General features: G+C 71.4%; 19 protein-coding genes. 13 read left to right on the top strand and 6 right to left on the bottom strand.

Annotated elements, in window-relative coordinates; genetic code table 11:
* Positions 1-363: 363 nt before the first annotated feature.
* Genes QSK18_RS15995 through QSK18_RS16010 form a run of 4 tightly spaced genes read left to right on the top strand, consistent with a single transcriptional unit; the run spans position 364 to position 4314 of the window.
* Positions 364-855 (top strand): Lrp/AsnC family transcriptional regulator, encoded by a 492-nt coding sequence (locus tag QSK18_RS15995; RefSeq protein WP_232813517.1) that lies wholly within the window; start codon positions 364-366, stop codon positions 853-855.
* Positions 852-2270 (top strand): aspartate aminotransferase family protein, encoded by a 1419-nt coding sequence (locus QSK18_RS16000; protein WP_285619954.1) that lies wholly within the window; start codon positions 852-854, stop codon positions 2268-2270. The genes QSK18_RS15995 and QSK18_RS16000 overlap by 4 nt, the downstream gene beginning before the upstream one ends.
* The gene (locus QSK18_RS16005; RefSeq protein ID WP_232813515.1) at positions 2267-2914 is read left to right on the top strand and encodes a pyridoxamine 5'-phosphate oxidase family protein; all 648 of its coding nucleotides are present in this window, start codon (positions 2267-2269) and stop codon (positions 2912-2914) included. Before QSK18_RS16000 ends, QSK18_RS16005 begins: the two co-directional genes overlap by 4 nt.
* Positions 2911-4314, top strand: a complete 1404-nt coding sequence (locus tag QSK18_RS16010; RefSeq protein WP_285619957.1) for an NAD(P)/FAD-dependent oxidoreductase — start codon at positions 2911-2913, stop codon at positions 4312-4314. The genes QSK18_RS16005 and QSK18_RS16010 overlap by 4 nt, the downstream gene beginning before the upstream one ends.
* Positions 4315-4324: 10 nt before the next feature.
* Here QSK18_RS16010 and QSK18_RS16015 read toward each other — a convergent pair whose 3' ends face one another.
* From QSK18_RS16015 to gabT, 3 genes are all read right to left on the bottom strand, one after another.
* Complete coding sequence (locus QSK18_RS16015; RefSeq protein ID WP_285619960.1) at positions 4325-5974, bottom strand: EAL domain-containing protein; 1650 nt, start codon at positions 5972-5974, stop codon at positions 4325-4327.
* Positions 5975-6178: 204 nt separating this feature from the next.
* Entirely contained in the window at positions 6179-7531 is a 1353-nt protein-coding gene (locus QSK18_RS16020; RefSeq protein ID WP_285619962.1) for an aspartate aminotransferase family protein, read from the bottom strand.
* Positions 7528-8889 (bottom strand): 4-aminobutyrate--2-oxoglutarate transaminase, encoded by a 1362-nt coding sequence (gabT, locus tag QSK18_RS16025; RefSeq protein WP_285619964.1) that lies wholly within the window; start codon positions 8887-8889, stop codon positions 7528-7530. Before gabT ends, QSK18_RS16020 begins: the two co-directional genes overlap by 4 nt.
* Positions 8890-8952: 63 nt before the next feature.
* Between gabT and QSK18_RS16030 the strand changes: the two genes are divergently transcribed.
* The gene (locus tag QSK18_RS16030; RefSeq protein WP_285619966.1) at positions 8953-10431 is read left to right on the top strand and encodes an NAD-dependent succinate-semialdehyde dehydrogenase; all 1479 of its coding nucleotides are present in this window, start codon (positions 8953-8955) and stop codon (positions 10429-10431) included.
* 23 nt (positions 10432-10454) lie between these two features.
* Positions 10455-11627: a 1-deoxy-D-xylulose-5-phosphate reductoisomerase gene (dxr, locus tag QSK18_RS16035; RefSeq protein WP_285619969.1), complete on the top strand. Its 1173-nt coding sequence runs from the start codon at positions 10455-10457 to the stop codon at positions 11625-11627.
* 70 nt (positions 11628-11697) lie between these two features.
* Here the strand turns inward: dxr and QSK18_RS16040 are convergent, their stop codons facing one another.
* On the bottom strand, positions 11698-12549 hold the full coding sequence (locus tag QSK18_RS16040; RefSeq protein ID WP_232813508.1) for a GNAT family N-acetyltransferase: 852 nt from the start codon (positions 12547-12549) through the stop codon (positions 11698-11700).
* 35 nt (positions 12550-12584) lie between these two features.
* Entirely contained in the window at positions 12585-13736 is a 1152-nt protein-coding gene (gene ispG / locus QSK18_RS16045) for a flavodoxin-dependent (E)-4-hydroxy-3-methylbut-2-enyl-diphosphate synthase (RefSeq protein WP_232813507.1), read from the bottom strand.
* 311 nt (positions 13737-14047) lie between these two features.
* Between ispG and QSK18_RS16050 the strand changes: the two genes are divergently transcribed.
* From QSK18_RS16050 to QSK18_RS16065, 4 genes are all read left to right on the top strand, one after another.
* Complete coding sequence (locus QSK18_RS16050; protein WP_232813506.1) at positions 14048-15313, top strand: M50 family metallopeptidase; 1266 nt, start codon at positions 14048-14050, stop codon at positions 15311-15313.
* Positions 15314-15445: 132 nt separating this feature from the next.
* Positions 15446-17227 carry a proline--tRNA ligase gene (locus tag QSK18_RS16055; RefSeq protein ID WP_285619973.1) on the top strand — a complete coding sequence of 594 codons (1782 nt, stop codon included), beginning with the start codon at positions 15446-15448 and terminating at the stop codon, positions 17225-17227.
* 19 nt (positions 17228-17246) lie between these two features.
* Positions 17247-17663: a pilus assembly protein CpaE gene (locus QSK18_RS16060; protein WP_232813504.1), complete on the top strand. Its 417-nt coding sequence runs from the start codon at positions 17247-17249 to the stop codon at positions 17661-17663.
* Position 17664: 1 nt separating this feature from the next.
* Positions 17665-18393, top strand: a complete 729-nt coding sequence (locus tag QSK18_RS16065) for an HAD family hydrolase (RefSeq protein WP_232813503.1) — start codon at positions 17665-17667, stop codon at positions 18391-18393.
* Positions 18394-18399: 6 nt separating this feature from the next.
* Here QSK18_RS16065 and QSK18_RS16070 read toward each other — a convergent pair whose 3' ends face one another.
* Entirely contained in the window at positions 18400-19452 is a 1053-nt protein-coding gene (locus QSK18_RS16070; RefSeq protein WP_285619976.1) for a DUF4439 domain-containing protein, read from the bottom strand.
* Positions 19453-19603: 151 nt separating this feature from the next.
* Here QSK18_RS16070 and rimP point away from each other — a divergent pair, with 151 nt between their 5' ends.
* The 3 genes from rimP to QSK18_RS35960 are packed head-to-tail and all read left to right on the top strand — an operon-like array spanning position 19604 to position 21609.
* Complete coding sequence (rimP, locus tag QSK18_RS16075; protein WP_285619978.1) at positions 19604-20149, top strand: ribosome maturation factor RimP; 546 nt, start codon at positions 19604-19606, stop codon at positions 20147-20149.
* Between the two features lie 11 nt (positions 20150-20160).
* A complete protein-coding gene (gene nusA / locus QSK18_RS16080; protein WP_232813500.1) occupies positions 20161-21165 on the top strand; it encodes a transcription termination factor NusA in 1005 nt (334 codons plus the stop codon).
* 54 nt (positions 21166-21219) lie between these two features.
* Positions 21220-21609 (top strand): YlxR family protein, encoded by a 390-nt coding sequence (locus tag QSK18_RS35960; protein ID WP_352396543.1) that lies wholly within the window; start codon positions 21220-21222, stop codon positions 21607-21609.
* The last annotated feature ends 52 nt before the right edge of the window (positions 21610-21661 follow it).

Here is a 21661-nt window from a genome sequence, read left to right on the forward strand (position 1 = left end):
GCGGGGACCGGCGGCGCTCTCACGATGCGTCACCGTCAGGAAGTACCCGGGGGCAGATCGATTCCGGATACTGACACGCCGTTAACTTGCACGGCAAGGCGTCAACATGGTTTTCCGTGGCGTTCGCCGGGTAAACGCAACGGATTCGTTACCCGATGGGCGGTTGCGACCGGTGAAACCGGCTCGCAGGAGCACTTTCGGCCGTGGGGCGTCGATCACCCACCGGAAGGAAAGGAGGGCGTCGCACTCAATCTGTCAGTTTCCGTAGGGCAGATGCTCCGCCGGTACCGATTCGGATTGTTTTCGCACCGGAAACAACGAAATCTATTGTCAATGCCGCAGGTGAGGGGTAAGGATCACGGGGTGACGCGCAAACTCGTGCGGCCGGCCGGCCGGCCGAACGCCTCCCAGCCGCTGGACGAGACCTCGAAGCAGATCATCGAGCAGCTGCAGGAGGACGGCCGCCGTCCCTACGCCGCGATCGGCAAGGCCGTGGGCCTTTCCGAGGCGGCGGTCCGGCAGCGCGTGCAGCGTCTGCTCGACCACGGGGTCATGCAGATCGTGGCCGTCACCGATCCTCTGCAGGTCGGTTTCACCCGGCAGGCGATGATCGGCGTCACCGTCGACGGGGAGATCGAGTCGGTCGCCGACGAACTGTCGGCGATGACCGAGGTGGACTACGTGGTGGTCACCGCGGGCTCGTTCGACCTGCTGGTCGAGGTGGTCTGTGAGGACGACGACCACCTGCTGGAACTGGTGAGCCGGCGGATCCGGGCGCTGTCCGGGGTCCGGACCACCGAGACGTTCGTCTATCTCAAGCTCCGCAAGCAGCTCTACAACTGGGGTACCCGATGACCACGACGCCCGAGAACCCGACGATCCCGCCGCAGGACGCGCTGACGCAGGCCCTCCAGGAGAAGGCCCGCGACAACCTCTGGCTGCACTTCACCCGCCACTCGGGCTATTTCGGGCCCGAGCCCGACCCGGTTCCGGTGATCGTGCGCGGCGAGGGGCACCGCATCTTCGACTCGAACGGGCGCAGCTACATCGACGGTCTGGCCGGGCTGTTCGTGGTGCAGGCCGGGCACGGCCGCGAGGAGCTCGCCGAGGCCGCCGCCCGCCAGGCCCGGGAGCTGGCCTACTTCCCGCTCTGGTCCTACGCCACCCCGCCGGCGATCGAGCTGGCCGAGCGGCTGGCCCACTACGCGCCGGGCGACCTGAACCGGGTCTTCTTCACCACCGGCGGCGGTGAGGCGGTGGAGAGCGCCTGGAAGCTGGCCAAGCAGTTCTGGAAGCTCAGCGGCAAGCCGCTGAAGACCAAGGTGATCTCGCGGTCGATCGCGTACCACGGCACCACCCAGGGCGCCCTGTCGATCACCGGGATCCCCGGTCTGAAGCAGATGTTCGAGCCGCTGGTGCCCGGCGCCTTCCGGGTGCCCAACACCAACATCTACCGGGCCGCCGACGACCTGCGCGGCGATCCCAAGCAGTTCGGCCGCTGGGCCGCCGACCGGATCGCCGAGGCGATCGAGTTCGAGGGCCCCGACACCGTGGCGGCGGTGTTCCTGGAGCCGGTGCAGAACGCCGGTGGCTGCTTCCCGCCGCCCCCGGGCTACTTCGAGCGGGTGCGCGAGATCTGCGACCAGTACGACGTGCTGCTGGTCTCGGACGAGACGATCTGCGCGTTCGGCCGGGTCGGCGGCATGTTCGCCTGCTCCGAGATGGGCTACGTGCCCGACATCATCACCTGTGCCAAGGGCATGACCAGCGGCTACTCGCCGATCGGGGCGATGATCGCCAGCGACCGGCTGTTCGAGCCGTTCAAGGACGGCGCGAACTACTTCCCGCACGGCTACACCTTCGGCGGGCACCCGGTCTCCTCGGCGGTGGCCCTGGCCAACCTCGACCTGTTCGAGAACGAGGGGCTGCTCGAGAACGTCCGCACCAACGGCCCGGTGTTCCGGGCCACCCTGGAGCGGCTGCTCGACCTGCCGATCGTCGGCGACGTGCGCGGTGAGGGCTTCTTCTACGGCATCGAGCTGGTGAAGGACAAGAACACCCGGACCACCTTCGACGAGGACGAGTCCGAGCGCCTGCTGCGCGGTTTCCTGTCCAAGGCCCTGTTCGAGGCGGGTCTGTACTGCCGGGCCGACGACCGGGGCGACCCGGTGATCCAGCTCTCGCCGCCGCTCACCCTGGGCCCGGCCGACTTCGACGAGATCGAGGGCATCCTGCGCGGGGTGCTCACGGAGGCCTGGAACCAGCTGTGAGAGAACGACTCCGAACCACCGTCCGGCGGATCCCGGGCAAGCAGGTCACCGACCGCGAGGTGCTCGACCAGGTGCTCGACGCGGCCCTGGTCGCGCACGTCGCGGTGCCCGCCCCGGGCCGGCTGGCGGTGGTGCCGGTCGGGACGGCGCGTGACGGCGACCGCCTGCTGATCCACGGTTCCAACGCCTCCCAGGCCTTCCGGTTCCTGGCCACCGGCGTCGAGACCTGCACCACCATCACCCTGCTGGACGGGGTGGTGGTGGCCCGCAGCCAGTTCGAGTCGTCGATGAACTACCGCAGCGCCATGCTCTTCGGGGCCTACCGGGCGCTGGAGGGCGAGGAGAAGGAGCGGGGGCTCGCGGTTCTGGCCGAGGCCCTGATGCCGGGCATGACCCAGGCCCGCACCCCGTCGGCCAAGGAACTGGCGGCCACGTCGGTCCTGGCCCTTCCGCTCACCGAGTGGTCGCTCAAGGTGTCGGCGAAGAACGAACCGGAAGACGCGTCGGAAGACTTCGACCGGGAGGTCTGGGGAGGTGTCGTACCCCTGCACCACTCCTGGGGCACCCCGATCACCGCGCCCGGTCTGCCGGGCGATCCGGCTGTGCCGGAAGCGCTGGCCACCTGGCCGGAGGGCCGCTCGTGAACTACCAGGACGTGTCGCTGTGGTTCGACCAGGCCGCGGCGGCCGGGGATCCGCTGACCCCCCGGGACGCGCTGGAAGGTGACCTGGACGTCGACGTCTGCATCGTGGGCGGCGGCCTGACCGGTCTCTGGACGGCCTACTACCTGCTCAGGGCCGACCCCTCGCTGCGGGTCGTGGTGCTCGAGGCGCAGATCGCCGGGTTCGGGGCCAGTGGGCGCAACGGGGGCTGGTGCTCGGCCCTGTTCCCCTCGGGGGTCTCGGCGATGGCCCGCGAGCACGGTCTGGACCAGGCCCTGGCCATGCGCCGGGCGATGAACCAGACGGTGACCGAGGTGGGCCGGGTGGCCGAGGCCGAGGGCATCGACTGTCACTACCGGCAGGGCGGCACGATCGAGCTGGCCCGCTCGCAGGTGCAGCTCCAGCGGGTACGCGAAGCCGTCGAGGCCGACCAGAAGCTCGACGGGATCGACGGTTACGAGGAATGGAGCGAGGCGCAGACCGCCGAGCGCCTGCGGGCCGGTGGGGTGCTCGGGGCCGGCTACACGCCGCACTGCGCCCGCCTGCAGCCGGCGCTGCTGGTGCGCGGTCTGGCCGAGGTGGTCGAGCGGCTCGGCGGCCGGGTGCTGGAACAGACCCCGGCCCTGGCCATCGAACCACGCGGTCCGGGCGGCCCGGGCGGTCCGGTGGTGCGTACGGCCCAGGGCCGCGTGCGTGCCGAGCACGTCGTCCGGGCCACCGAGGCCTGGACGTCACAGCTGCCGGGAAGCCACCGGGCGATCGCCCCGATCTACTCGCTGATGGTCGCCACCGAACCGCTGCCCGCCGAGTTCTGGGCCCAGGTCGGCCTGGAACGCGGTGAGACCTTCACCGACGCCCGGCACCTGGTCATCTACGGGCAGAGAACGATGGACGATCGGATCGCCTTCGGTGGGCGCGGTGCGCCTTACCATTTCGGTTCCCGGATCGACCCGGACTTCGACCGTGATCCACGGGTCTTCGCAGCGCTGCGCCGTACCCTGAACGGGTTGCTCCCACAGCTGCGGGGGTTCAACTTCACCCACGGCTGGGGCGGGCCGCTCGGGATCGCCCGCGACTGGAAGGCCTCGGTCGGCCTGGACCGCGCCTCGGGCGTCGGCTGGGCCGGGGGCTACGTGGGCGACGGGCTGTCCACCACCAACCTGGCCGGGCGCACCCTGGCCGACCTGGTGCTGGAGCGCGACACCGACCTGGTGCACCTGCCCTGGGTGGGGCACCGCTCGCGCAACTGGGAGCCCGAGCCACTGCGCTGGCTGGGCACCAACGCCGGGCTGCGGGCGATGACGGCGGCCGACGCCGAAGAACGCCTCACCTCACGGCCCTCGGTGGCGGCCCGGCTGATGGCGCCGCTGCTCGGACACTGAAAAAGCCTGCTCAGGAAGGGAGGAGCCCGTCGAGCACCGGGCCGAGCATGGCGGCGACGGTGCGGGCCGAGCGGATCTGCCGGCGCGACCAGGGTGCCAGGTCGGGCCGGAAGCACTCCAGCAGCCCGATCACCCGGTCGCGGCTGATCACCGGCACCATCAGCACGGTCTGGAAACCCAGCAGCTGCAGCAGCCCCCGCTCGGCCTGCTCACCCGGGTCGGTGACGGCGCTCGGCTCGCGGTAGACCGGCACCACCGAGCGGCCCTCGAGACAGTCGCGGGTCAGCGGGAATCCGGCGAGCGGGAACGACTCGCCGTACGCGGAGGGGCGGCTGCGGGTGGGCGCCGACGAGAGGGTGGTGCCGTCGGCCGAGAGCACGCTCAGCACCAGGGTTTCCGCACCCAGGACGGCGGCGCACCCACTGACCAGGGTGTGCAGCTCGGGCAGGCCGGTCACGGTGGTGAGGTGGGTGAGCAGGTCGTCCACGTCGTGGACCAGCCGGTCGGGGGGCAGTAAGGGGGCCGGCTGCTTCACCGGCTGGGCCACGGGCTCGGTGGGCTCGATGGGCTTGGTGGGCTTGGTGGGCTCGGCATCCAGCACCAGATCGGCCCGGGCTGCAGCTGCCGACGTCGGCGAAGTTGCCGCGCCGGTCGCCGGAGGCCTGACCTCGGGTGCGCCGGGCGCCGGAGCGTGGGCCCCCGAAGTGCCAGATAGAGGTGCCGCAATGTCGCCCGTGGCGGGGGTGGCCGCGCAGCGGAGGGATCGGGGCGGGCCGCCGCGGAGCATCACCGCGAGCCGGTCCTGCGCCGAGCGCACCGCCGAGGGCTCGGCCTCGGCGAAGTGCCCGGCCGGCATGCCGACCGCCCAGCCCTGGGCGCAGGCCACGTCCAGGTCGGCCACGGCCTCCAGGTCGTCGAGGTTCTCCACCCCCTCGGCGCAGACCGTGGCTCCGATCTGCTCGGCCAGGTCGACCACGGCCCGCACCAGGGCCGCCTTCGCCGAGCTGTTCGCCACTCCCTGCACCAGTGCCCGGTCGAGCTTCAGCTTGTCCGGGGCCAGGTCCATCACCCGTCGCAGCCCCGAGTGGGCCGCCCCCACGTCGTCGATCGCCACGCGGGCGCCGCGCTCGCGCAGGTGGTCGAGCCTACGGCGCAGGGCAGCGGCGCCGGTGCGCCACTCGTGCTCGGTCAGCTCGATCTCGACGCCGTGCAGGTCGCTCGGCAGCACCGCAGACAGGGCGGGGCTGATCAGCACGGCGGGGGAGACATTGACCGCCACGGTGGTGTCGGCCGGACGTTCGCGCAGCCGGCCCAGGGCCCGCTGCACCGCCGAAACCTCCAGCTCCACACCCAGACCGAGCTCGTGGGCCCGGTTGAACCAGTTCTCCGGGCCCTGGAACGGCGTCTCGGGGAAGCGGGCGAGCGCCTCGTAACCCTCCACCGTCATCCGGGAGAGCGACAGCTGGGGCTGGAAGACGATCTCCGGTCCGCCGGTGGTGACGATGCGGCGCACCGCGGCCTGCTGCAGACGCCGAGCGGCCTCGGCCGAGGCCGCGTGCAGCCCACCGGGGAACTGCTGCGGCTGGATCGGCCGGAGGCACGGCCCGTCGTCGGTGACCATCGCACCGCGCCGGGCCGACGGGACGGACGAACTTGGCATCTTCGAAGAACCCCTGGGGGAGAGGGTGACGCAGCGGCCGTGGGTTGTAGCCTCTGCTGGTTACTGCTCGGCAGCTTTCCACTCGTGCCCCGCGCCGGTGGATCGACTGAACGGCCACCTTTTCGTCACAACCAGTGGATGGAGGCGGACGCGGACGGTGGAATCAGGGGCTTCCAGGGGCTGCTGTGGTCATCCTCGGTGAGATCAGCCGAAGAGGGCCTGCACCGCCTCACGGAACGCGACGGTGTGCTGGTCCACGTCGGCCTCGGTGGTGGCCGGGCTGATCAGGGCCATGTTGTGGAACGGGGTGAGCAGCACGCGCCGGTTCAGGGCCTGCAGGTGCAGGTACTGCTGCAGCTCGAAGTCGTCCGAGGCGGCCGCCTCGCCACCGGTGCGCGGAGGCTGCGGCGAGAACGCGTACTCGGCCCGGCAGCCCAGCCGGGTCACGTGCCAGGGCACGCCGAACTCGTCGAGCACTCCCTGCACCCCGTCGGCCCAGCGCTCGGCCAGCACCTCCATGCCCGCGAACACGTCGTCGGTGAGGACCTGGGTGAGCGTGGCCCGGACCGCGGCCATCGACAGGGCGTTGCCCGCCAGGGTGCCGCCGACCCCGCCCACGTCGATGTCCGGCAGCTCGACCGAGGCCTGCACCCGCGCCGAGATCTCGCTGGTCAGGCCGAAGGCGGCGGCCGGGATGCCGCCGCCGATGGTCTTGCCCACCACGACCACGTCGGGCTCCAGCTGCCAGGCGCCGGTGCAGCCGCCCGGGCCGGCGCACAGGGTGTGCGTCTCGTCGATCACCAGCAGGGTGCCGTAGCGCCGGGTGAGGGCCCGAAGTGCCTCGTGGTAGCCGGGTTCGGGCAGCACGATGCCGATGTTGGTCATGGCCGGCTCGAGCAGGACGGCGGCGATGTCACCACCGGCCAGGGCGGCCTCCATCGAGGCCAGGTCGTTGAACGGGACCACCACCGTGGTCTGGTCCAGCGGCACCGGGGCACCGATGTTGCCCGGGCGGGAGACCGTGGTGCCCTCGGGGGAGAGCACGGCGAAGGTCTCGTCGACCGTGCCGTGGTAGCAGTAGTCGATCACCACCACCTTGGCGCGGCCGGTGAGGTGCCGGGCGTAGCGGATCACGTGGCGGTTGGCGTCGGTCGCGGTCAGCGTGAACTGCCACTGCGGCAGGCCGAAGCGCCGGCTCAGCTCGCCCGCCGCGATCGCCGCGTCGGCCGTGGGCAGCATCGAGGTGATGCCCCGGACCACCTGCTCGCGCACCGCGGCCACGGTGGCGGCCGGGGAGTGCCCGCACATCGCGCCGGTGTCGCCCAGGCACAGGTCCACGTGGTCGATGCCGTCGGCGCAGGTGAAGTGGGCGCCCTGGGCCTCTTCCACGAACACCGGGAAGGGTCCGGGCCACTTGACCATCCAGGACATCGGCACGCCCCCGGTCAGGTGCTCACGCGCCTGCTCGGCCAGCCCCTGCGAGCGTGGCCGCTCGCGGGCGAACCGTTCCTCTTCCTGGGCCTGCAACTGACGTAGCCGCTCACGGTCGAGTTTCACCGGACCACCTCGAAAGCCTCGGCCAGCACGGCCAGTGCGTCGTCGAGCAGTTCGTCGCCGATCGTCACCGGCGGCAGGAACCGGATCACGTTGCCGTAGGTTCCGCAGGTCAGCGTGATCACCCCGCGCTCGTGGCAGTACCGGGCCAGACGGCCGGCCAGCGCCGCGTCGGGTTCCAGGGAGCCGGGAACCACGAGTTCGATCGCCTGCATCGCTCCGCGCCCACGGACGTCTCCGATTTCGGGGAACTTCTGCTGCAGTTCGAGCAGGAAGGCACGCAGCCGCTCGCCCAGGCGCCGGCCGGTCTCCATCAGCCCCTCGTCCTCGATGGTGGCGATCGCGGCCAGCGCGGCCGCGCAGGAGACCGGGTTACCCGTGTAGGTGCCGCCGATGCCGCCGGCGTGCGCCGCGTCCATGATCGAGGCGCGCCCGGTGACCGCCGACAGCGGCATCCCGGCCGCGATGCCCTTGGCCGTGACCACCAGGTCGGGCACCAGGTCCTCGTGCTCGGAGGCGAACATCCGCCCGGTGCGGGCGAACCCCGACTGCACCTCGTCGGCCACGAACACCACGCCGTTGGCCGTGCACCAGGAGGCCAGGGCGGGCAGGAAACCCGGGGCCGGCTCGACGAACCCGCCCTCACCCTGGATCGGCTCGATCACCAGGCAGGCCACCCGCCTCGCGCCGACCTGGCTCTCGATCTCGCCGATCGCCCGGGCCGCGGCCGCGGCGCCGTCGGAACCCAGCGGGTCCCGCAGCGGGTAGGACATCGGCGCGCGGAAGACCTCGCCGGCGAACGGGCCGAAACCGTCCTTGTAGGGCATGTTCTTGGCGGTCATCGCCATGGTCAGGTTGGTGCGGCCGTGGTAGGCGTGGTCGAACACCACCACGGTGTCGCGGCCGGTGGCCCGCCGGGCGATCTTCACCGCGTTCTCCACCGCCTCGGCGCCGGAGTTGAACAGCGCCGAGCGCTTCTCGAAATCGCCCGGGGTGAGCCGGTTCAGCGCCTCGCAGACGGCCACGTAGCCCTCGTAGGGGGTGATCGTGAAGCAGGTGTGGCTGAACTCGGCGATCTGCTGCTGCACCCCCGCCACGACCGCCGGCACGCTGTGGCCGACCGTGGTGACGGCGATGCCCGAGCCCAGGTCGATCAGGTGGTTGCCGTCGACGTCGACCACGATGCCGCCGGCCGCCCGGGCCGCGAACACCGGCATCAGGCTGCTCACCCCCGAGGCCACCGCCGCATCGCGCCGGGCCGCCAGCTCGCGGGAGCGGGGCCCCGGCAGTTCGGTGACCAACGACCGTTTCTGGGTGACCTCGCGCGCCGCGCCGGACTGGGGGAGGGTGGAGTCGGGCATGCGCCCAGCATAGGGTTCCGACGGATCTTTCCCCATGGCCGAACCGGTGCGAAGGAGCGGGACATGAGCGCGACGACGGGTCTGTCGGCCCAGGAGGCGGCCGTCCTCGACGGCGTCCCGGGCGGGCTGTTCATCGACGGCCGGTGGCGGCCGGCCGGCAACGCGGCCCGGATGGACGTGGAGGACCCGGCCACCGGCCAGGTGATCGCCCAGGTCGCCGACGCCGGGGTCGAGGACGGGCGCGACGCCCTGACCGCGGCGGCCGAGAAGCAGAAGGAGTGGGCCGCCACCGCACCCCGCGAGCGCGGGGAGATCCTGCGCCGGGCCTACGAGCTGATGATCGACCGGGCCGACGACCTGGCCCTGCTGATGACCCTGGAGATGGGCAAGTCGCTGGCCGAGTCGCGGGCCGAGATCGCCTACGCCGCCGAGTTCTTCCGCTGGTTCTCCGAGGAGGCGGTGCGGATCGCCGGGCGCTGGTCGGTCGCCCCGAACGGCGCCACCCGGCTGCTCACCATGAAACAGCCGGTCGGGCCGTGCCTTTTCATCACCCCCTGGAACTTCCCGCTGGCCATGGGCACCCGCAAGATCGGCCCGGCGGTGGCGGCGGGCTGCACGATGGTGGTCAAGCCGGCCCCGCAGACCCCGCTGTCGATGTACGCGCTGGCCGGGTTGCTGGCCGAGGCCGGCCTGCCCGACGGCGTGCTCAACGTCATCTCCACCTCGCGCACCCCCGAGGTGATCGAGCCGCTGCTGCGTGACCACCGGCTGCGCAAGCTGTCGTTCACCGGCTCCACCCCGGTCGGGCGCAGGCTGGTCGAGCAGTCGGCCACCCAGTTGCTGCGGGTCTCGATGGAACTCGGCGGCAACGCGCCCTTCCTGGTGTTCGACGACGCCGACCTGGACGCCGCGGTCGAGGGCGCGATGCTGGCCAAGATGCGCAACATCGGCGAGGCCTGCACCGCCGCCAACCGTTTCCTGGTGCACCGCTCGGTGGCCGAGGAGTTCGGCGCCCGCCTGGCCGGGCGGATGGGAGCGCTCAAGCTCGGCCGCGGCATCGAGGCCGGGGTGGACGTCGGGCCGCTGGTCGACGCCCGCGCCCGGGACAAGGTGGGCGAGCTGGTGGCCGACGCGGTCGAGGGCGGCGCCAAGGTGCTGGTCGGCGGGTCGCCGGTGGGGGAGCGGGGCTACTTCTACGCGCCCACCGTGCTCACCGGGGTGGAGCCGGGGGCCCGCATGCTCTCCGAGGAGATCTTCGGCCCGGTCGCCCCGATCACCACGTTCGGCTCCGAGGACGAGGCGCTGGCGATGGCCAACGACACCGAGTTCGGCCTCGTGGCCTACGTGTTCACCCGCGACGTCTCCCGCGCCCTGCGGGTGGCCGAGGGGCTGGAGACCGGGATGGTGGCGCTGAACCAGGGCATCGTGTCCAACCCGGCGGCGCCGTTCGGCGGGGTCAAGCACTCCGGCTTCGGCCGCGAGGGCGGGGTCGAGGGGATCGAGGAGTACCTGGAGACGAAGTACGTGGGGATAGCCCTGTAACTGCCTCTGGCAGGATGCGCGGCATGTCTTTCGAGCGTCGTGACGTCGTGCTTCTGGGTTCCACCGGGTCGATCGGGACCCAGGCGATCGACGTGGTCCAGCGCAACCCGGAGCTGTTCCGGATCGTCGGCCTGGCCGCCGGGGGCGGTCAGGTCCGGCTGCTGGCCGAGCAGGCGGCCCGGCTCCGGGTGCCGGTGGTCGCGCTCGGCGACGCCTCGAAGCAGGCCGAGCTCGAGGCCGCGCTGACCGAGCAGGCCGGGTCCGGCCACGGCATCGAGATCCTGGCCGGGCCGGACGCCGCCGCCCAGCTCGCGGCCCGCCCGTGCGACGTGGTGCTGAACGGCATCACCGGCGCGATCGGGCTGGCGCCCACGCTGGCCGCGCTGGGGGCGGGGCACACCCTGGCCCTGGCCAACAAGGAGTCGCTGATCATCGGTGGGGAGCTGGTCACCGCGGCCGCTGCCCCGGGCCAGATCGTGCCGGTCGACTCGGAGCACTCGGCGCTGGCCCAGGCCCTGCGCGGAGGTACGGCCGAGGAGGTCCGGCGGCTGGTGCTCACCGCCAGCGGCGGGCCCTTCCGCGGCCGCACCCGCGACGACCTGGCCACGGTCACGCCCGCCGAGGCGCTGAAGCACCCCACCTGGGACATGGGCCTGATGGTCACCACCAACTCGGCCACGCTGGTGAACAAGGGCCTGGAGGTGATCGAGGCGCACCTGCTCTTCGGGATCCCGTTCGAGCGGATCGACGTGGTGGTGCACCCGCAGTCGATCGTGCACTCGATGGTCGAGTTCACCGACGGCTCCACCCTGGCCCAGTGCTCCCCGCCGGACATGCGCCTGCCCATCGCGCTGGGTCTGGGCTGGCCGCACCGGGTGCCCGAGGCCGCCCCCGGCCTGGACTGGACCAAGGCCTCCACCTGGGAGTTCTTCCCGCTCGACGACGAGGCCTTCCCGGGCGTGCGGCTGGCCCGCGAGGCGGGCGGGCGCGCGGGCACGTTCCCCGCGGTCTACAACGCGGCCAACGAGGAGTGCGTCTGGGCCTTCCACGACGGGCGGATCGGGTTCAACCAGATCCTCGAGGTGGTCGAGGCGGTGCTGGCCGACCACACCGAGGCGGGGGAGCTGAGCATCGAGGCGGTGCTCGCCGCCGACGCCTGGGCGCGGCAGCAGGCGCGTAAGCGCATTGATCTGTAAAGCAAACCGAATTGAGGACGATGGTGGGCCTCCCACGGAGGAGGCCCACCGACGTCTTCAAACAGTTTTTCTAGAACAGGATCGTGGCGTAGGTGCCCACGGTCTGGAAGCCGACCCGCTCGTAGGCCCGGATCGCGCGGGTGTTGTAGCCGTTGACGTACAGCGACACCACCGGCGCCACCTCCCGCCGCACCGTCTCGACCAGCGCGGCCATCGCCGGGGCGGCCACCCCCTGACCGCGGTAGCGCGGGTTCACCCAGACCCCCTGCACCTGCACGGCTTCCGGGACCACCGAGCCCAGTTCGGCCTTGAACACCACCACCGGGCCGGCCTCGGTGTCGTCCATCCGCACGAACGAGCGGCCGGACGCGACCAGCCCGCTGACCTGGGCCCGGTAGACCGCGCCGCCGTCGGCCGCCACCGGCGAGTAGCCGACCTCCTCGGTGAACATCGCCACGCAGGCCGGGACCAGCAGCTCCAGCTCCGACATCTGACTGCGGCGCACCAGCGGGTCGGGCTCCACCGAGGGGGCCGACGACATCGCCATCAGCGGCTGGTTGGCCCGGATGTCGCGGGCCGGGCCCCACGAGGCCTGCAGGTGCTGCCACAGCCCGAGCACCATGTGCGCCGGCCCGACGATCGAGGAGCACTGCCGGCCGCTGCGCCGGGCCCGGTAGGCGAACGCCTCGACCGCCTGCTCACCGGCGTTGACCGGCACCAGGTTGGCGCCCGACCAGCAGGCCGCGCGCATCGAACCGCCCTCGTACCAGCCCCAGATCTCGCCGCCGTGCCGGCGCGGGTCACCGCGCAGCGCGCGCAGCCGCGCCGCCACGAACAGGTTGGCCACCGGGTCCTGGTCGCACAGCGCCAAGGCCTCTTCGACGTCGTCCCTGGCCAGAACCTTCAGCGCCGAGCGCAGCACGTGCAATCCCCAACCGACGTAGTGACCTGGAGGTCTTAGCTGACACTCACCTGCGGGGTGCCCTCGGGCGCATCATCGCCCATCTCCTCGGCGATCCGCATGGCTTCCTCGATCAGTGTCTCCACGATCTTCGACTCGGGCACCGTCTTGACCACCTCGCCCCGCACGAAGATCTGGCCCTTGCCGTTGCCGGAGGCTACTCCCAGATCGGCCTCCCGCGCCTCGCCGGGACCGTTCACCACGCAGCCCATGACGGCCACCCGCAGCGGCACCTCCATGCCCTCCAGACCCGCGGTGACCTGCTCGGCCAGCGTGTACACATCCACCTGGGCGCGACCGCAGGAGGGGCAGGAGACGATCTCCAGCTTGCGCGGGCGCAGGTTCAGCGACTGCAGGATCTGGATGCCGACCTTGACCTCCTCGACCGGCGGGGCGGACAGCGACACCCGGATCGTGTCGCCGATGCCCTGGCCGAGCAGGTGGCCGAAGGCCACGGCCGACTTGATCGTGCCCTGGAAGGCCGGCCCGGCCTCGGTGACGCCCAGGTGCAGCGGCCAGTCGCCGCGCTCGGCGAGCAGCTCGTAGGCCCGCACCATGACCACCGGGTCGTTGTGCTTGACCGAGATCTTGAAGTCGCGGAAGCCGTGCTCCTCGAACAGCGAGGCCTCCCAGACCGCCGACTCGACCAGGGCCTCGGGGGTGGCCTTGCCGTACTTCTCCAGCAGGCGCTTGTCCAGCGAGCCGGCGTTGACGCCGATCCGGATCGAGGTGCCGGCGTCACCGGCCGCCTTGGCGATCTCCTTGACCTTGTCGTCGAACTGCCGGATGTTGCCCGGGTTGACCCGGACCGCGGCGCAGCCGGCGTCGATCGCGGCGAACACGTACTTCGGCTGGAAGTGGATGTCGGCGATTACCGGGATCTGCGACTTCTTGGCGATCGCGGGCAGCGCGTCGGCGTCGTCCTGGCTGGGGCAGGCCACCCGGACGATGTCGCAGCCGGCCGCGGTGAGCTCGGCGATCTGCTGCAGCGTGGCGTTGATGTCGGAGGTCAGCGTGGTGGTCATCGACTGCACCGAGACGGGTGCGTCACCGCCCACCGCGACCTTGCCGACCTGGATCTGGCGGGACTTGCGGCGCGGGTTCAGCACCGGGGGCGGTGCCTTCGGCATACCCAGACTGACGCTCATACCTGAACCGTGCCTCCTTGAGGAAATTTCCCCGTGTGCTAGCCCGTTCGGCCGATCGGACCCGGCCGTCCAGACCTAGAGAACGGCCCGGCGCGCCAATTATGCCGTCCCCCGCGGGTGCTTCTTCTCACCAGCCCTCACGGGCACCTCACCCTCACGGGCCCTCCACCGGAAGTTCACACCGGTCGATGGAGAGGCACCCGGAATGTCCTGTGCACCGGTTCGACAGTCTGGACAGGTATAAAAGTGGGCGTTCCCCGATCCGGTGGAACGCATGGTGCTTCAGTGGGCAGCAGGGAGTAACGGCCAGGATGAGCTACACGATCGGGGTGGTCCTGTTCGCCCTCGGCCTTCTCCTCAGCGTCTGTCTGCACGAGGCCGGGCACATGCTGACGGCCAAGCTCTTCGGCATGCGGGTGACCCGCTACTTCGCCGGGTTCGGGCCCACGGTCTGGTCGTTCCGCCGGGGTGAGACGGAGTACGGCCTCAAGGCCGTGCCGCTGGGCGGTTTCGTCAACATCATCGGCATGGCGCCGGGGGTGGAGGAGCCGGAGAGCGAGGAGACCGAGCAGCAGGGCCGGGCGTTCTGGCAGAAGCCGCTGTGGCAGCGCACCCTGGTGCTCGCGGCCGGCTCGATCGTGCACCTGCTGATCGCGATCCTCCTGCTGGTCCCGGCGTTCTGGCTGTTCGGCGTCCCGACCCTGAAGGAGCTCGACCAGACCCCCGCCGTGGTCGGCCGGGTCTCCGACTGCGTGATCCCGACCTACGACGTCACCGAGCAGGGCGCCCTGCGGGCCTGCACCGACGCCGATCCGCGCTCGCCCGCCGCCCAGGCCGGCCTGCAGCGCGGCGACGAGATCACCAGCATCGGCGGAACCGCGATCACCTCGTACGCGGCCTTCCAGAAGGCCGTGCGCGAGCAGCCGGTGGGCGAGGCCGTGCCGCTGACCTACCTGCGCGACGGGGCCGAGAAGACCACCGAGATCAGCCTGGTCAGCACCCAGCGCCCGCCGCTGGGCGCCGCGGACGCGAGCACCCTGGTGGCCACGCCGACGATCGGCATCACCAACCTGACCGAGACGTACAACGTGCGCTCGGGCTTCTTCGACAGCGTCGGCCAGGCGTTCACCACCACCGGCGAGACGATCGTGCGCGGCTACGAGGCGATCGCCAAGCTGCCCGGCAAGATCAGTTCGCTGTGGAACGCCCTGCTCGGCGCCGAGCGCTCACAGGACGACCCGATCAGCGTGGTCGGGGCCAGCCGGCTGGGCGGCGAGATCGTCGAGACCAGCGGCATCGACGGGGCGGCCACGTTCCTGTCGATCCTGGCCGGGCTGAACGTGTTCCTGGGCCTGTTCAACCTGCTGCCGCTGCCCCCGCTCGACGGTGGGCACATCGCCGTGGGCTGGTACGAGGCGGCCCGCCGCAAGCTGGCCCTGCGCCGGCAGCGGCCCGACCCGGGCCCGGTCGACCGGGAGAAGCTGATCCCGGTGACGTTGGTGATCATCGCCATCTTCGGGGCCTTCACGCTGCTGACCGTCTCGGTCGACGTGGTGAACCCGATCCGGCTGAACTGACCCGCATCGGTGCCCACCAGCGTCCTCAAGCCCGAAAACCACTGGTCGCCCCGGTGACCGTGGCGGGATCCTCCCTCCTGAAGGACTAGGCTCCCGGCTCTGGCCGGAAATCAATCAGGAGGATGAGTCAACGTGCTGCTTCGGATGTCGTCGCTGTTCCTGCGAACACTTCGCGAGGACCCGGCGGACGCCGAGGTGCCGGGTCACCGGTTGCTGGTGCGCGCCGGGTACGTGCGCCGCGCCGCCCCCGGTATCTACTCCTGGCTGCCCCTGGGGTACCGCGTGTACCAGAACGTCGAGCGGATCGTCCGGGAGGAGATGGACGCCGCCGGCTTCCAGGAGGTGCACTTCCCGGCGCTGCTGCCCCGGGAGCCCTACGAGGCGACCAACCGCTGGACCGAGTACGGCGAGAACCTGTTCCGCCTGAAGGACCGGCGGGGCAACGACTTCCTGCTCGGCCCCACCCACGAGGAGATGTTCACCCTCCTGGTGAAGGACCTGTACTCCTCGTACAAGGACCTGCCGGTCGCGCTCTACCAGATCCAGACCAAGTACCGCGACGAGGCCCGTCCCCGGGCCGGCCTGCTGCGCGGGCGCGAGTTCGTGATGAAGGACAGCTACTCGTTCGACGTCGACGACGCCGGCCTGGACGCCTCCTACCTGCGCCACCGCAACGCCTACATCAAGACGTTCGGCCGCCTGGGCCTGCCCTTCGAGATCGTCACCGCCACCTCCGGGGCGATGGGCGGCAGCCGCAGCGAGGAGTTCCTGCACCCCACCGAGATCGGTGAGGACACGTTCGTGCGCTGCACCCTGGGCCACTACTCGGCCAACGCCGAGGCGGTGACCACTCCCGCGCCGGCCGCCGTCGCGCTCGAGGGCCTGCCCGCCGCGCACGTCGAGGACACCCCCGACACCCCCACCATCGAGACGCTGGTCGCCGCGGCCAACGAGATGTTCCCCGGCCGCGACTTCACCGCCGCCGACACGCTGAAGAACGTCGTGGTCATGCTGGTGCACCCCACCGGCGAGCGGGAACCGCTGATCGTCGGCGTGCCCGGTGACCGCGACGTGGACGTCAAGCGGCTCGAGGCGGCGCTGGCCCCGGCCGAGGTCGAGCCCTTCGAGGCGGCCGACTTCGCCAAGCACCCCGGCCTGGTCAAGGGCTACATCGGCCCGCAGGCGCTGGGGGCGGAGTCGGAGACCGGCATCCGCTATCTGCTCGACCCCCGCGTGGTCGAGGGCACCGCCTGGATCACCGGTGCCAACCAGCCCGGTAAGCACGTGTTCGACCTGGTCGCCGGTCGCGACTTCACCGCCGACGGCACGATCGAGGCCGCCAGCGTGCGCGAGGGCGACCCCTGCCCGGTCTGCGCCACCGAGGGCACCGACGGCAGCCTGACGCTGGCCCGGGGCCTGGAGATCGGCCACATCTTCCAGCTCGGCCGCAAGTACGCGGAGGCTCTCGGGCTGCAGGTGCTGGACCAGAACGGCAAGCTGGTCACCGTGACGATGGGCTCGTACGGGATCGGCGTCAGCCGGGCCCTGGCCGCGATCGCCGAGGCGTCGTGGGACGAGAAGGGGCTGTGCTGGCCCCGTGAGGTGGCCCCGGCCGACGTGCACGTTCTCGCCCAGGGCAAGCAGGGCAAGGACGACGCGGTCTTCGAGGCGGCCGAGAAGCTGTCGCTGGAGCTCGAGGCCGCCGGGGTCCGGGTGCTGTACGACGACCGGGGCAAGGTCTCGCCCGGGATCAAGTTCAAGGACGCCGACCTGATCGGGGTGCCCTCGATCCTGGTGGTGGGCAAGAACCTGGCCCAGGGTGTGGTGGAGTTCCGCGACCGGAAGACCGGCGACAGCGTCGACGTCCCGGTCGGTGACGCGGTGAAGCACGTGGTGGCGGAAGTTCGTAGCTGAGGCGGGTAGGTGGGGTTCCATGCTTGACCTGGATCTGGCACAGCAGTTGCGCAAGGCCGGACTGGCCTGGAACCCCCTGCCCGGAGACCGGTTCGTCCTGCCCGACCGGAACATGGACGACGAGGTCTTCGTGGTCAGCCACATGGTGGTGGAGATCCACGACACGCCCGGCGGCCAGGTGATCGGCTTCAACGGCACCACCGAGTGGGCGCTGGACTCGCTGGAGCAGCGTCAGGTGGTCTGGATGCCGCGCGAGACACAGCTGCGGGAGCTGCTGGGCGAGCGGTTCGTCGGGCTGGAGAGCGTGACCGGTGGCTGGGCGGTGACCGTCCGGACGGGCGACGAGGAGGTCCGCGAGGTCGACCCGGACGCGGAGTCGGCCTACGGCCGGGCCGTGTTGAGGGTGCTGGCCTCGCTGTCGCCCGGGCAGGAGTGAGATGTCCCTGGAAGCGGTGATCTTCGACTGGGGCGGCACGCTCACGCCCTGGCACACCATCGACCTGGCCGAGCAGTGGCGGGTCTTCGCCCGGGTCTACGCCACCGAGGACATCGGTGGCTACCCCGACGGCGGGGCCCAGCTGGCCGACCGGATGCTGGCGGCCGAGCGCGAGGCCTGGGGCCGGCTGCGCGAGTCCGGGGCGAGCGCCCGGCTGGCCGACGTGTTCGAGGCGGTCGGCGTGCGCTCCGACCACCCGGGGCACGACGCCGCCCGGGTGGCCTACGAGGAGTTCTGGGAGCCGCACACCTATCTCGACCCGGACGTGCCGGAGCTGTTCGCCGGCCTGCGCGAGCGTGGTCTGCGGGTGGGGGTGCTGTCCAACACGATCTGGACCCGCGACTACCACCGCGGCCTGTTCGGGCGTGACGGCATCCTCGACCTGATCGACGGGGACGTCTACTCCTCCGAGATCCCTTACGTGAAGCCGCATCCGGAGGCGTTCGCGGCCGCCGTGGCGGCGGTCGGCGGGTCGTCCGCGACGAACTGCGTGTACGTGGGCGACCGGATCTACGAGGACGTGCACGGCGCCCAGCGGGCCGGGCTGCGGGCGATCCACGTGCCGCACAGCGACATCCCGCTCGACCAGCAGGTCCCGGTGGAGGTCAGGCCGGACGGCACCGCCCAGCGGCTGCTGGACGTGCTGAAGATCGTGGACGAGTGGCTCTGACGGTTCTCAGGCTCCGGGCGCGGCCACGGGCCGGTTGCTCCAGGCGGCCTGTCGCCGGGTGCTGACCACCAGGAACCCGGCCGCGGTGGCGCCGGTCTGCGGGGTCTCGGCCGCCGCGATCACGTCGGTGGCCAGGCCGGCCAGGCGGCGTTCGATCGTGGCCGCCAGGGCGGCCGCCTTCGCCGCACCGGCCGGCGCGGCCACCTCGTAGGCCGCACCCGACTCGACCGGATCCTGCCCCGCGGTCATGAGCAGGCGCTCCAGTTCGTCGCGCTGCTGCCGGTGGGCCGCCCAGACCGAGCCGGCCACCTTCTGGCGGGCCTTGTCGATGTGGGCGATCACCAGGGGATAGGCGTAGAAGGCGGCGTGCTCACCGGCCAGCAGACGGTTGAGCGCCTCGCCCTCGGCGTCGGTGAGCCCGGGCTCCTCCTCCTGCGGGCCGGCCTCCTCGAGCACGGTGAGGGTGCTGAACGCGCGGCCCTTGGTCGCCGAGCGCAGCAGGTCGGCGTTGGCCGCGCAGGAGGCGGCGATCTTGTACAGGAGCAGGGCGAAGGCCGTGCTCAGACCGGCCGCGCTGGTCAGGGCCAGCCGGGCGGTCTTCCACTCGGCCGTGGCCTGGGCGCCGGGGGAGTTGATGCCCGCTTCGGCCTCTGCGGTGACGGTGGGGGTGGGGGTGGGGGTGCTCGTCGGGGCGGAGGAGCCGAGCGCCGTGAGCTGGGCCTCGTGCACCGCCGTGATCCGGGTCAGCAGCCTCGCCGTGGCACCCGGGACGCGCAGCGTGGCGCCGTTCGGCAGGGTGCCCGCGGCCAGGTTCGACGCTCCGGTGTGCAGCGCCTGCACCTGCGCCACGACGGCCGCCACGGCCTGTTCCTCGGCCTCGGTGGAGGTGCTGGCGGGGGGAGTGGTGCTCGCGGCCTGGGCGGTCCCACCGGCGGTGCTGCACCCGCTCAGGGCGGCCACCCCGCCCGCGGTGGTGACGGTGCCGAGTGCGAGGAGGACCCGCCGGCTCACAGGGGCGGGAGAGGTTGCGGTGACGCGGCTCAGCACGGGGAGAATCATTTCACGAGACACCCTCCGGGGCTGTCGCCCTAACTCTTGACAAGTCCGGCGGTGCTCTCCGTAGCGGGTATGGTTGTCCGGCGGCGCGCTCCCACGGGGGTGCGCCTTCCAGTCGTGTGCATTGTCCCAACCCAATATCGAGGAGGTCGGCATGAGCGCGTCCTCCGGACACCCGGCGGCCGACGGTGTGCGGTCCCTGGCCGAACCGCTGGCCGCCGAGGCCGGCCTGGTGGTCGAGAACGTCACCGTGACCCCGGCCGGCAAGCGCCGAGTGCTGCGGATCACCGTGGATCTGCCCGAGACCGAGCTGGGCGGAGTGCCGATGGAGTCGGTGGCCCAGGTCTCGCAGGCGATCTCGCAGGAACTCGACAGCAGCAACGTGATGGGCGGCACGCCCTACGTGCTTGAAGTCAGCTCGCCCGGTGCCGACCGGCCCCTGACCGAGCGCCGGCACTGGCTGCGGGCCCGCCGGCGCCTGGTGCGCACGATCGCTGCGCCCGGCGCCACGCCCCGCACCGGCCGGCTGACCGAGGTCACCGAGGCCGGCATCGTGCTGGACGAGGAGCACGAGGTTCCCTGGGCCGAGATCACCGGGGGCCGGATCGAGCTGGAGTTCGGGCACCCGGACGACTTCGCCGACCTCGAGGCGGACGAAGACGACGAAGACGACGAAGACGAAGACGAAGAAGAGAACTAGGGGCTGACGGTATGGACATCGACCTGGCGGCCCTGCGCGCGATCGAGCGCGAGAAGGAGATCCCCCTCAACACCCTGGTGCAGACCATCGAGACGGCTCTGCTGCAGGCCTACAACCGCACCGAGGGCGCGCAGCCGCACGCCCGGGTGGAGCTCGACCGCAAGAACGGCCACGTGGTGGTCTGGGCCCGCGAGCTGGACGAGACCGGAGCGATCCGGCGCGAGTGGGACGACACGCCCGTGGGGTTCGGCCGGATCGCGGCCACCACCGCCCGGCAGACCATCCTGCAGCGCCTGCGCGACGCCGAGGACGAGCAGGTCCTGGGCGAGTTCCGGGGCCGCGAGGGCGACATCATCTCCGGCATCGTGCAGCAGAGCTCCGACCCGCGGATGGTGCACGTCGACCTGGGCACGGTCGAGGCGGTCCTGCCGCCGGCCGAGCAGGTTCCGGGCGAGAGCTACCCGCACGGGACCCGGCTGCGCTGCTACGTGGTCGGGGTGCGCAAGGGCATGAAGGGCCCCTCGATCACCCTGTCCCGGACCCACCCCAACCTGGTGCGCAAGCTGTTCGCGCTCGAGGTGCCCGAGGTGGCCGACGGCACGGTCGAGATCGCCGCCCTGGCCCGTGAGGCCGGTCACCGTTCCAAGGTGGCCGTGCGGGCCACCGTGGCCGGGGTCAACGCCAAGGGCGCCTGCATCGGCCCGATGGGCGCGCGGGTGCGTGCGGTGATGACCGAGCTGCGCGGCGAGAAGATCGACATCGTCGACTTCGACGACGACCCGCAGGCCTTCGTGGCCAGCGCGCTCTCACCCGCCCGGGTGTCGTCGGTGCAGGTCCTGGACCTGGACGCCCGCTCGGCCCGGGTGATCGTGCCGGACTACCAGCTCTCGCTGGCGATCGGTAAGGAAGGGCAGAACGCGCGGCTGGCGGCCAAGCTCACCGGGTGGCGGATCGACATCCGCCCGGACACCGATCCGGCCGGTGCCGGAACGGCCGGTCCGGGGGGCTCCGAGTAGCTCTTGGCTGACCTCGAGGCTGACCCTGGGAACAAAGTCGCCGCATCCGGGGCTATGATTTCGGTGGCCGGTCACGCGGCCACGAATCCCGAGGCTTCGGCATCGGTCCGTAAGGGCCCGATCCGGACCTGCGTCGGGTGTCGTGAACGTGGCCACCGGTCCGACCTGTTGCGAGTGGTCGCGGTGGAAGTCGGCGGCAAGTGGTGCGCCGTCCCCGATCCGGGCCATAAGCTGTCCGGCAGGGGTGCCTCGCTGCACCCCGGGCTGAGCTGTCTTGAACTCGCCGAGCGCCGCAGGGCGTTTCCCCGGGCACTACGCCGCGGGGGGCCGCTCGACGTGGCTCAGGTCCGTGAGTTCCTCACAGCACAGGTGTCAGAAGTGTCCTCCACTGGAAGCGGGTCCAACGCTATGAGCAGCATCTGCAAGGCGGGTTCGGCGCTGTGAGCACCCGATGAGCGCGCTCCGATGAGCACCCCTTTAACGTAACGACGGTCCG

This window comes from Kineosporia sp. NBRC 101677 (assembly GCF_030269265.1).
GTDB classification, from domain to species: Bacteria; Actinomycetota; Actinomycetes; order Actinomycetales; family Kineosporiaceae; genus Kineosporia; species Kineosporia rhizophila.